Here is an 11,767-nt window from a genome sequence, read left to right on the forward strand (position 1 = left end):
TTTTGGCTCATGCGGGCGAATCCGCCTTCTTTTCCGTCTGCGTCGCGGCCCGGACCGGAGTCGGTTGCGCGATAATGCCGGAGGGCATGCGTTCGCGAAGCTCGTCCTGTTCTTCGGCCATCACGGCCTTGAGGCGCGCGGTGATATTCGAGCGCTTGCTGTCGCCCGAGATCTTCTGGCCGACAAGGTCGGTCACGTAGAAGGTATCGATGACCTTCTCGCCGAAGGTGGTGATCCGGGCCGATTGAATGTCGAGCGAAAGATCCGAGAGAACCGCCGTGATTTCCGACAGCAGGCCCGGCCGGTCGAGGCATTCGACCTCGATGACCGTGAACTTGTTCGACAGGCTGTTGGAGATATTGACCGACGGCGGGATGACGAAGGCCTTGCTCTTCTTGCGGTTCTTGGTCCGCGTCGCAATCACTTCCGGTAGCCGCTTGCGGCCGGAAAGCACGTCCTCGATCATCCGCCCGATGGTGCCGGCACGGCGCAGCTCGTCGGCATCGTCCTTGAACTCGCGACTGACATGGATCGTATCGAGGGCGCGGCCATCCGAGGTCGTGAAGATCTGCGCATCGACGATGTTGGCACCCGCCGCGGCACAAGCGCCGGCGATGACGGCCAAGAGGCGCGGATGGTCGGGCGACAACACGGTGATTTCGGTGATCGCGTGGAAACTGTCGGTCCGCACCATCGTTGCCAGCGCCTGGCCGGCCTTGTCCGCCTGGCGGATGAAGCCGGCATGTCGAACCTGGTCTTCCAGCGGAACGGAGAGCAGATAGGGCTGATAGTGCAGCTTGCTGTAGATCTTGCGATCCTTCTGGCTCCAATCGGCGAGCGCATTGTAGAGCGCTTCGGCCGCGAAATTGGCGCGCTCCTTGCGCGAAACCTCCGAGAAGCCGCCGGCAAGCAGCAGTTCCGTTTCATAGTAGAGCGTACGCAGCAACTGGCCCTTCCAGCCGTTCCAGACCCCGGGTCCGACAGCGCGGATGTCGCAGATCGTCAGGATCAGCAGCATCTTCAGCCGGTCGAGCGATTGCACGACATCGGCGAAGTCGGTGATCGTCTTGCGGTCGGTGAGGTCGCGTGTCTGCGCGACCATCGACATCGCCAGATGTTCCTCAATCAGCCAGACGACGATCTCCGTCTGCTTCTGCGAAAGGCCGAAGCGGGCGCAGAGCTTGCGGGCGACACGGGCGCCGGCGATCGAATGGTCTTCCTGGCGGCCCTTGGCAATGTCGTGCAGCAGGACTGCGACGTAAAGCGCCTCGCGGTCCTCGATGCCGGGCATCAGCTTGTTGGCGAGTGGATGCAGATCGTCGGCCTTGCCCTTGTCGATCTCCGACAGCACGTCGACGGTGCGGATCAGATGCTCGTCCACCGTATAGTGGTGATACATGTTGAACTGCATCATCGCGACGATCTTGCCGAATTCCGGGATGAAGCGGCCGAGCACGCCGGCCTCGTTCATGCGCCGCAGGATCAGCGCAGGATCGCGTTTAGAGGTCAGGATCGACATGAAAAGGCGGTTTGCCTCGTCGTTTTCGCGCAGGTTATTGTCGATCAGGCTGAGGGAGCGGGTGACGCGCTTCAGCGCATCGGGATGGAATTCCAGGCCATTGATGTCGGCGACATGGAACAGGCGGATGATGCTGATCGCGTCGCGCTTGAAGACATCGGGGCTGGCAAGAGCGATACGGCCGCGATCCTCGACGAACTCCGTGCTGCCGGCGATCTTGCGGCTGCGATGCGCAAAGCGGCTGATGACGCCGGTCAGACCTGGCGTCGACTTCGCCTGCTGATCTTCGAGCGCCGCGCACAGAATGCGCGTCAGGTCGCCGACATCCTTGGCGACAAGGAAGTAGTGTTTCATGAAGCGCTCGACGGCGGAGAGGCCGGGTCGCGAATGATATCCGAGTGCCTCGGCGATCTCGCGCTGAATATCGAAGGACAGCCGTTCCTCGGCTTTCCCCGTCAGGAAATGCATGTGGCAGCGCACCGCCCAGAGGAAGTCGTCCGCCTTCTGGAAAAGGTGGTACTCGTGCTTCGAGAGAACGCCGAGCGGCACGAGTTCGGCCGTGTCGCGGACATGGTAGTAGTATTTCGAGATCCAGAAGAGCGTATGCAGGTCACGCAGGCCACCCTTGCCCTCCTTGACGTTGGGCTCGACCAGATAGCGCGTGTCGCCGGCCTTGCGGTGCCGTTCGTCACGTTCGGCAAGCTTGGCAGCGATGAACTCCGGGCCGGTGCCGGTGACGATTTCCTTGTCGAAGCGCGTCGCGAGCTGGGTTTCCAGCGCGCGCTGGCCGCAGATGTAACGCATTTCGAGGATCGCCGTGCGGATCGTCATATCGGACTTCGACAGCGCGATGCATTCTTCAATCGTGCGTGTGGCATGGCCGACCTTGAAGCCCATGTCCCAGAGCACATAAAGCATGAATTCGACGGCCTTATGTGTCTCCTCGACCGGCTTCGGCTGGAAGAGGAACAGCAAGTCGATGTCGGAGCCCGGCGCCAGCGTGTCGCGGCCATAGCCACCGACGGCGGTGACGGCGAACTTGTCCTTCTGCTGCGGGAAGACGTGGGCGCAGACGAATTCGTAGAGAACCGTGATGATCTGGTCCTGCAGCCAGGAGATGCGGCGGGCGCAATTGATGCCGCTGCCGTCGGCCGAGAGCAGCGCGCGCGCCTTCTGGCGTCCCTCGCTGCTCGCCTTCTTGAGGATTGCTAGCAGATCGGACCGCATGACGTCAGGCCGCGTCTTGTTGGCCTCGGCAACGGCGTCACACATCTTCAAGAGACAGTCGGTGTCGAGGATATCGGAGAAATCGATGTCGTTCGTCGTCGCCATGCGCAAGGCGGCTTCCTGTTCGCGCGGCGCAGCCGCTTCCTGCTGTGCCTCTCGTTTCGTCTGCATGCGCTATAGCCTCTTTGCCCGCCGATGACACGGGCTTTCATACTGCAGAACCTTTAATTTTGGCGAAAAGGTGTTGCCATGCCCGAAACCGCCCGCGTGCGGCAATCAGGCTACCACCTGCGCCTGTACGGAATAGAGCACCTGACGGGTCTCGCTGGAGATCGCCTCCAGCGTCTCGCGGTCGCATTCGCGGTACCCGGCTTTGGCAACGCACGAGGAGAGTTCCAGAATCCTGGCGCAGCAGCGGATGATCTGGAGCAAGCCAAAGGGCGAGGCCCAGCCGCGCGGAGTGCCGCGCTCGTCGGCAAGCCGCAATGCTTCGATCGCGCTGAAGATCGCCGCAAGCCTCTGAGTCTCGTTGAACAGCCGGTCCATGAACATCGGCTAGCCCTGCTTCAGCTTCTTCTTGAGTTCGTAAAGCGCGTCCATCGCTTCGCGCGGGGTCATGTCGTCGAGGCTCATGCCCTTCAGCGCTTCCTCCACCTTCGAGGGGCCGCGGTTGGCATCCTCGCGGCGCACCGCCACCTGAAACAGCGGTAGATCGTCGATCAGCTGGCTTGCCGGGTTCTTGCGATCGGCGTCCTCGAGGCGCGTCAGCACGTCCCGGGCGCGCGCCACCACAGAGGCCGGCAGGCCGGCAAGCCGGGCGACCTGGATGCCATAGGAGCGGTCGGCAGCGCCGGGGCCGACCTCGTGCAGGAAGATCACATCGCCGTCCCATTCCTTCACCCGCATCGTCGCATTCGATAGCCGCGCAAGCTTTTCGGACAGCACGGTCAGTTCGTGGAAGTGGGTCGCGAAGAGACCACGGCAGCGGTTTGCCTCGTGCAGGTGCTCGACAGCGGCCCAGGCGATCGACAGGCCGTCGAAGGTGGCCGTGCCGCGGCCGATTTCGTCGAGAATGACCAGCGAGCGGTCGGTCGCCTGGTTGAGGATCGCCGCCGTCTCGACCATTTCGACCATGAACGTCGAGCGGCCGCGCGCGAGATCGTCGGAGGCACCGACGCGCGAGAACAGCCGGTCGACGATGCCGATATGGGCGGACGTCGCCGGCACGAAGGAGCCCATCTGCGCGAGGATCGCAATCAGCGCGTTCTGGCGCAGGAAGGTCGATTTACCGCCCATGTTCGGACCGGTCAGCAGCCAGATCGCGCCATCCTTGCCGTCGGCGACCGGCGACAGGTCGCAATTGTTGGCGACGAACGGGCCCGACGATTGCCGCCGCAGCGCCTGCTCGACGACCGGGTGGCGTCCGCCCTCGATCGCAAACATCTTCGAGGCATCGACCAGCGGCCGGCAATAGGCCTGTTCATCGGCAAGACGCGCGAGGCCCGCCGCGACGTCGATGACGGCAAGCGCGCGGGCGCCTGCCTTGATTGCGTCCGCCTCGGCAACGACGGCTTCCGTCATGTGATCGAAGGCCGCGAGTTCGATGGCAAGCGCCTTGTCGGCGGCGTTGGCAATCCGGCTTTCTAGGTCGGCAAGCTCGGTCGTGGTAAACCGCATCGCGTTTGCCATCGTCTGGCGGTGGATGAAACGGCCTTTCGCCTCCGGCGTATCGGTCATCGGCCCGGCATTGCCGGCGGTAACCTCGATAAAGTAGCCGAGGATATTGTTGTGCTTGATCTTCAGCGACTTGATGCCGGTTTCCTCGGCATATTGCAGCTGCAGCCCGGCGATGACGCGGCGCGACTGGTCGCGTAGCGCCCGGACCTCGTCGAGTTCGGCATTGGCGCCGTCGCGCAGAAAGCCGCCGTCGCGCTTCAGCAGCGGCAACTCGTCGCCAAGCGTTTCGGAAAGCAGCGCTGCGAGACCGGCGGGGAGGGCCTGGAGGCTCGTAAGCGCAAGCTTTAGCTCTTCCGGCAGCAGCGCTTCGGCCAGCAATCGGGCGAGATCGCCCGCAGCACTCAAGCCCTGTCGGATGGCGGCAAGGTCGCGCGGCCCGCCACGGTCGAGCGCAAGGCGCGAGAGCGCGCGCGGCATATCGGGTACATGCTTGAGGTGGTGCCGCAGGTCGCCACACAGCGACGGCTCCTCCATCAGGAAGCCGATCGAATCCAGCCGCTCATTAATGCGCGCGGGGTCGGTCAGCGGCGACATCAGCCGCTCGGCGAGCAGCCGCGCTCCGCCGCCGGTTACGGTGCGATCGATTGCCTTTAACAGCGAGCCATGGCGGTCGCCGGAGAGCGTGCGGGCAAGTTCGAGATTGGCGCGGGTCGCGGGATCGATGAAGAGCGTCGAAGCGGCGCTCTCGCGCTCCGGGCGCCCGAGTGGCGGCCGTTCGGCGATTTGCGTCTTCTCGACATAGGCCACGGCTGCCGCTGCCGCGGCGAGCTCGGCGCGCGAGAAGGTGCCGAAGCCATCGAGCGTCGAAACATTGAAATAACGTGCGATCCGCCCTTCGCCAGTGGCACTGTCGAACAGGACGGCCGGCTGCGGAACGGCCGTGCGACCGAGCACATCGAAGACCGGCTTCAGCTCGGGATCGTGAAAGATCGTGTCCGGCACGATCAGTTCGCGTGGATCGATGCGCAGGATATCGGCAAGCAGCCGCGAGCTTTCGGTCTCGGCCAGCCGGAAAATCCCGGTCGAGATGTCGATCCAGGCAAGTGCCAGCACGGGCTCGGATGCGCCGCGAATCCGGGTAAGTGCCATCAGATAGTTCGATTCCGACGGCGAAAGCAGCTTTTCCTCGGTGATCGTACCCGGCGTCACAAGCCGGATGACGTCGCGTTTCACCACCGATTTGGAGCCACGCTTCTTGGCTTCGGCGGGATCTTCAACCTGCTCGCAGACGGCGACACGAAAGCCGAGCCCGATCAGCTTCTGCAGGTAGTCGTCGGCTGCATGCACCGGCACGCCGCACATCGGAATATCCTGCCCCATATGCTGGCCGCGCTTGGTCAGCGTGATGCCGAGCGCGCGGGAGGCTTCCAGCGCATCCTCGAAGAACAGCTCGTAGAAATCGCCCATGCGATAAAACAGCAACGAGTCAGGGTTGTTGGCCTTGATCTCGATGAATTGCTCCATCATCGGCGTTGCCGAGGCACGGCTTTCTTCCGTGGCCAGCTCGGCAGCCGAAAAGGCTTCTAGTCCAGTGTCTATTCGTTCGTTCACGGAGATGCATTTTTTCCAAAAAAGAGGTGCCAACCCTAGCCGCCCGCGGCTATAGATGACAACCGCGATTGAGGAAGAGCAAGGCGTCACCCACAAGACGTTGGAGGAAAAATGCCCGATACCGAGAAGAAGCAGCGGCCGGTTACATCAGTGACCGACAACGAGGCTCTTGAGTTTCACGCCATGGGGCGACCCGGAAAGCTGGAGATCAACGCCACGAAGCCGATGGCAACGCAGCGCGATCTGTCGCTCGCCTATTCGCCCGGCGTTGCCGTTCCGGTGAAGGCAATCGCCGCCGATCCCGCTACCGCCTACGACTACACGACGCGTGGCAACATGGTCGCGGTGATCTCCAACGGTACGGCAATCCTCGGTCTTGGCAATCTCGGCGCGCTGGCCTCGAAGCCGGTGATGGAGGGCAAGTCGGTGCTCTTCAAGCGCTTCGCCGACGTCGATTCCATCGACCTGGAAGTCGACACCGAGAACGTCGACGAGTTCATCAACTGCGTCCGTTTTCTCGGGCCTTCGTTCGGCGGCATCAACCTCGAAGACATCAAGGCGCCCGACTGTTTCATCATCGAGCAGCGCCTGCGAGAGCTGATGGACATTCCGGTCTTTCACGACGACCAGCACGGCACGGCGATCATTGCCGCCGCCGGTCTCATCAACGCGCTGGAATTGACCGGTCGCGACGTGAAGACGACGAAGCTCGTCTGCAACGGCGCGGGTGCAGCAGCGATCGCCTGCGTCGAGCTGATCAAGGCCATGGGCTTCGCGCCCGAAAATATCGTCCTTTGCGACACCAAGGGCGTGATCTACCAGGGCCGCACCGAAGGCATGAACCAGTGGAAGTCGGCGCATGCGGTCAAGACCAAGGCGCGCACGCTCGAAGAAGCGATGAAGGGCGCGGATGTCGTCTTCGGCCTCTCGCAGAAGGGCGCCTTCTCCGACAAGATGATCCGCTCGATGGCCGACCGCCCGATCATTTTCGCCATGGCCAACCCCGATCCTGAGATTACCCCCGAAGAGGTCGCCCGCGTCCGCGACGACGCCATCATGGCAACCGGCCGGTCCGACTATCCGAACCAGGTCAACAACGTCCTGGGCTTCCCCTATATCTTCCGTGGCGCGCTGGACGTTCGCGCCACCACCATCAACGACGCGATGAAGATCGCTGCCGTCCAGGCCCTGGCAAACCTTGCGCGCGAAGACGTGCCGGACGATGTCGTTGCCGCCTATCAGGGCAATCGTCCGCGTTTCGGCGCGCAGTACATCATTCCCGTGCCGTTCGATCCGCGCCTAATTTCGGCGATCCCGGTCGCGGTGGCGCAGGCCGCAATTGATAGCGGCGTCGCCCGCAAGCCGATTACCGACATGGCGGCCTATTCCCGCGAGCTTTCTGCCCGCCGCGATCCCATCGCCTCAACGCTGGCGAGCCTCTACGAGCGCGTTCGTCGCCGTCCGAAACGGGTGGTCTTTGCCGAGGCTGAAGAAGAGCAGGTCATGCGTGCGGCAATGTCCTATGCCAACCAGCAGCTCGGTACGGCGATCCTGCTTGGCCGTGAGGACCTGATTCACGCGACCGCCGAACGCGCCGGCATCGATCTCAATCGGCCGGGACTGGAAATCGTCAATGCGCGCATTTCAACCCGTGTCGAAGCCTATATCGACTACCTCTATGCGCGCCTGCAGCGCAAAGGTTACCTGCACCGCGATGCCCAGCGCCTGATCCATCAGGACCGCAACCACTTCGCCGCATGCATGGTGGCGCTGGGCGACGCCGACGGGATGGTTACCGGCATCACCCGCAACTATTCGACGGCGCTCGAAGACGTGCGCCGCTGCATCGACATGAAGCCCGGCCACCGCGTCATCGGTGTCTCTATCGCGCTCTGCCGCGGCCGCACCGTTTTCGTCGCCGATACGGCGGTTCACGACATGCCGAATGCCGAGGAACTGGCGGATATCGCCGTGGAAGCCGCTGGCTTCGCACGCCGCATGGGCTATCAGCCGCGTGTCGCGATGCTTGCCTATTCGACCTTCGGCCATCCCTCGGGTGAGCGCTCCGAGCGTGTGCGCGAGGCTGTGAAGATCCTCGACAAGCGACGCGTCGATTTCGAGTATGACGGCGAGATGGCGGCCGACGTGGCGCTGAATCGCAAGGTGATGGAGCAATACCCATTCTGCCGTCTGTCGGGACCCGCCAACGTGCTGGTCATGCCGGCCTTCCACTCGGCCTCGATCTCCACGAAGATGCTGCAGGAACTTGGCGGCTCGACCGTCATCGGCCCGATTCTCGTCGGCCTCGACAAGGCGGTTCAGATCACCTCGATGGGCGCGAAGGATTCCGACATCGTCAACATGGCCGCAATCGCGGCCTACGCTGGATCGTGAAATAGAAACGGAGCGGGAGGCATGCTCCCGCTCCGTCGTTATATCGGTGGAAAATCAGCTCGCGAACCGTCCGGCGTCGGCGCCGTAGTAGTTCAGGTAACGATCGGAAATGCTGGCGATCGGTAGGACGATCAAAACGTCCGTCGTGTTGAAGGCCTCGTCGACCACGGCGGCCGAACCGACCACGGCGCCGAGACGCAGATAGCCCTTGATCAGCGGCGGCAGGGCCATCAGCGCCCGCTTCGGGTTCACCGCCTCCGAGGGCATCAGATCCATGTCACGGGCAAGGTGTGGAAGGGCGGTGACGGCCCACTCATCCTTGGCGGCGACGTTGTGATGCAGGAAGGACAGCGCCAGAGCATGGCTTTCCGGGTGGATGCCCGGGAAGGAGGCGCAGCCGAACATGGCGCTCATGCCATGCTTCAGCGCATAGGCCCAGTTGCCCTGCCACAGAAGCTCGACCGTGCGCTTGGTGCGGTAGTCGGGCAGCACACAGGAGCGGCCGAGCTCCATGAACCGCTTATCCGGGTGGCGGGCAAGCAGCTCGTCGATCGCGAATTCCGAAGCCGAGTAAAAGCCACCATTCGCCATGGCGACTTCCTGTCGCAGCAGGCGATAAGTGCCGACGATCTGATCCTCGCTGTCGCCCTCGATCGAGCGATCGAGCACGAGCAAATGGTCGCAGAATGCGTCGTAGGAATCGAAATCGCGCCCGCGGCGCATGGCTTCCGGCGAAAGCTGTGCACCCATTTCGTCGACGAAGACGCGGAAGCGGATGGCCTGGGCAGCATCGATCTCGCTGGCCGTGCGGGCAAGGCGGGTCTCAAGACTGCCGATGCGGCCAAGAATGTCGCCTTCCTTCGGTGCAAGCGTGCCAGACGGCCGATGGATGTCGGCGACGGCGTCACAGTTGAGGGCGTCTACTGGCATGGCGATTCTCCCGTTGCCGGCTTTTGACACGCCATAAAACACTTATATGCGACAGGAAAGTGACATCATACAGTCGCCACACGCAAGAAGTGTGCCGGTTGTTTGATGGCTTACCGCGCTTCCGCGCGGCGGGCCGAAAGCGCAGCAACAGCTTGGACTTCCGTCAGCAACCTTATCGGGTCAACCGGCTTTACCATGACGCGGTTTGCACCATTCAGCAAGACTTGTCTACGGGATTCGTCGCGCTTGTCGGCGGTCAGCACAATGATCGGGACGGGCGGAACATCAAGCCGGCGCTCATGGCCGCGTAGCCGGCCAAGCATATCGATGCCGTCGCCGCCGGGCATGGAAAGATCGCTGATGACGATATCGGGGCGCACACTTCCCTCTGACAGGGCACGGTCGAGAAGCATCTCGAAATGTTCGACGTGCTCGACGGTATGGCCGGCCTTTTCGAGCATGGCACGGATGAGCATCGCGTTGATCGGATCGTCTTCCGCCAGCAGAATCCGCAACCCGCTCTGGATTCCTGCTTCGGGGATGGAGACGCTAAATCCGGGTTGGTTGTCGTTGAGCGCATCGCGCTTCTCCATGCCGCGCATCCGGCCACGCAGCACATCGATCAGCGATTGCTCTCGCAGCGGCCGGATCAGCCAGGCGTCGAACAGGTCGAGTGCATGGGCGTTTCGCTCTTCGGGGTTGACCAAGAAGATCTTGCGCAGTCCCAATGCCGCGATCTCGGTTCGGTCGGCCAGGTGCTCGGCAAACTCCGCCGACATGCGGTGGTCGACGATGATGTCGGTTGGCCGGCGACCGAGAGAGGCCATCGAAAGCAGCATCGCATGTGCACTCGCGCCGTCGGTGACGAGGTGACAATCGCCGCCGAGTGTTGCGATCGTCTCTGATATCGCCATGCGCGCCGCGCCGGTAGGCGCCAGCAGCAGAACGACGCTGCCGGCCAGCACGCCGTTGCGGCTGCCGCGGCTTTCCTCTGGAATGTCGATCGGAAAGCGGATGCTGAACTCGCTGCCGGTTCCTCTCTCGCTGGCGACCGTAAGCGAGCCGCCGAACTCGCGCATGATGCGGGCGGAAATCGAGAGGCCAAGACCCGTCCCGGCGCTCTTCTCGATCGGCGTTCCGCCCTGCTCGAACTCACCGAAAATGCGGTTCTGTTCCTCCTCGGTCATGCCAGGCCCGGTGTCGGTGACGCTGATCAGCGCATCGTTGCCCTGCAGCGATGCCCGCACGAAAACACCGCCTGCCTGCGTGAATTTCACGGCGTTGCCGATGACGTTGAACAACACCTGACGCAGGCGCGCTGGATCGAAGCTCATCAATTCGGGCAGGTCGGAGGAAACAGTGGCGCCGATCTCGATACCTTTTTCATGGGCGCGATGGGCGAGCATTTCGACGACGCTCTCGAGCAGCTTGCGCAGCGATTCGGCTCGCGGCCGCAGTTGAAAGCGACCGACTTCGATGGTCGAGAAGTCGAGCAGGTCCTCGACGAGCTGCGTTAAAGCAAAGCCGGATTGGCGGATGCCTGTGAGATAATTCTGCTGTTCCTGCGTCAGTCGGGTTTCGGTCAGCAGATGCGTCATGCCGAGGATGCCTGAAAGCGGCGTGCGGATTTCATGGCTGACGGTGGCAAGCAGGCGCGACTTGGCAGCGCTGTTGTATTCGGCCTTCTGCCGGGCCTCCTCGCGGGCTTGCGCGGTCAGCCGCTCTTCGGTCACGTCGCGGGCGATGCTCTGCAGCAGCAATCGTCCATCGCCAGGGTCGCGGGTAACGACGTCACGCCAGAAGTAGATACGCTGGCCTTCGGGCGTCGAGATCTCCACCTCGAAGCGATGCGGTGCCGGGCCGGGACGAAAGGCGATCCCGATCTCCTCACAGGTCAGTCCCTCTGGATTGAGCCTGCCGGTCAGCCGGCGAAACGCCTCGTTGGCGCCGACGATACGCCGGTCCATGTTGCGCGTGACGGTAATGTCTCCAAGTGCATCATGGATATCGGCGAAGAGCGCCGCACCCTGGCTCCATGTGGATGAGACGCCGGTGGGGTGTTTCCGCGCGGTTCTCTGCCTGGCAGTCGAAAGGATTGCGAGAAGGACTGTAGCGGAAAGCGCAGCGGCGCCGAGGCTGATCGAAAGCAGCAGTGGACCGCCCGCCTGTGCCGCGACGACAACGGCAGAGCCGGCAATCGTTCCAAGGCCGCCCAACCACCATGACAGCAGCTTGCGGCCCAAGCGCTCACGTTGGAGTGGCGGAGAAACGACCTCGGTTTGATAAGCAACAGCGTCCGAAATCCGCTCGCCGTCGCGATGAGCGGTAAGCCGCCGGAACGCGGCGGCAAGTCTTTCGTGCAATTGACCGAGACCATGCATGGTTCCGGGATAGCATAACGGCGGTTCT

At 62.8% G+C, this 11,767-nt stretch carries 6 protein-coding genes; 1 reads left to right on the forward strand and 5 read right to left on the reverse strand.

Annotation, left to right across the window (positions count from 1 at the left end; genetic code table 11):
* Positions 1-7 precede the first annotated feature (7 nt).
* The 3 genes from K9B32_RS07040 to mutS form a co-directional block, all read right to left on the reverse strand.
* Positions 8-2,917: a [protein-PII] uridylyltransferase gene (locus K9B32_RS07040; protein ID WP_224561193.1), complete on the reverse strand. Its 2,910-nt coding sequence runs from the start codon at positions 2,915-2,917 to the stop codon at positions 8-10.
* A 105-nt stretch (positions 2,918-3,022) separates the two neighbouring features.
* On the reverse strand, positions 3,023-3,298 hold the full coding sequence (locus K9B32_RS07045) for a hypothetical protein (protein ID WP_224561199.1): 276 nt from the start codon (positions 3,296-3,298) through the stop codon (positions 3,023-3,025).
* Between the two features lie 3 nt (positions 3,299-3,301).
* Positions 3,302-6,034 (reverse strand): DNA mismatch repair protein MutS, encoded by a 2,733-nt coding sequence (gene mutS / locus K9B32_RS07050; protein WP_224561206.1) that lies wholly within the window; start codon positions 6,032-6,034, stop codon positions 3,302-3,304.
* Positions 6,035-6,145: 111 nt separating this feature from the next.
* Here mutS and K9B32_RS07055 point away from each other — a divergent pair, with 111 nt between their 5' ends.
* Positions 6,146-8,428 carry an NADP-dependent malic enzyme gene (locus K9B32_RS07055; RefSeq protein ID WP_224561208.1) on the forward strand — a complete coding sequence of 761 codons (2,283 nt, stop codon included), beginning with the start codon at positions 6,146-6,148 and terminating at the stop codon, positions 8,426-8,428.
* Positions 8,429-8,482: 54 nt separating this feature from the next.
* Here K9B32_RS07055 and K9B32_RS07060 read toward each other — a convergent pair whose 3' ends face one another.
* Positions 8,483-9,358, reverse strand: coding sequence for a GNAT family N-acetyltransferase (locus K9B32_RS07060; protein ID WP_224561209.1), 876 nt, complete (start codon positions 9,356-9,358; stop codon positions 8,483-8,485).
* A 110-nt stretch (positions 9,359-9,468) separates the two neighbouring features.
* A complete protein-coding gene (locus tag K9B32_RS07065) occupies positions 9,469-11,739 on the reverse strand; it encodes a hybrid sensor histidine kinase/response regulator (RefSeq protein ID WP_224561210.1) in 2,271 nt (756 codons plus the stop codon).
* Between the last annotated feature and the right edge of the window lie 28 nt (positions 11,740-11,767).

Origin of the sequence: Rhizobium sp. 3T7, from assembly GCF_020166565.1 — a bacterium.
Classification (GTDB): Bacteria; Pseudomonadota; Alphaproteobacteria; order Rhizobiales; family Rhizobiaceae; genus Rhizobium.

What these genes read in the sequence shown, in the direction of transcription:
- K9B32_RS07040 (WP_224561193.1), bottom strand. Translation starts at nt 2,917, where the DNA reads ATGCAGACGAAACGAGAGGCACAGCAGGAAGCGGCTGCGCCGCGCGAA.
- K9B32_RS07045 (WP_224561199.1), bottom strand. Translation starts at nt 3,298, where the DNA reads ATGTTCATGGACCGGCTGTTCAACGAGACTCAGAGGCTTGCGGCGATC.
- K9B32_RS07055 (WP_224561208.1), top strand. Translation starts at nt 6,146, where the DNA reads ATGCCCGATACCGAGAAGAAGCAGCGGCCGGTTACATCAGTGACCGAC.
- K9B32_RS07060 (WP_224561209.1), bottom strand. Translation starts at nt 9,358, where the DNA reads ATGCCAGTAGACGCCCTCAACTGTGACGCCGTCGCCGACATCCATCGG.
- K9B32_RS07065 (WP_224561210.1), bottom strand. Translation starts at nt 11,739, where the DNA reads ATGCATGGTCTCGGTCAATTGCACGAAAGACTTGCCGCCGCGTTCCGG.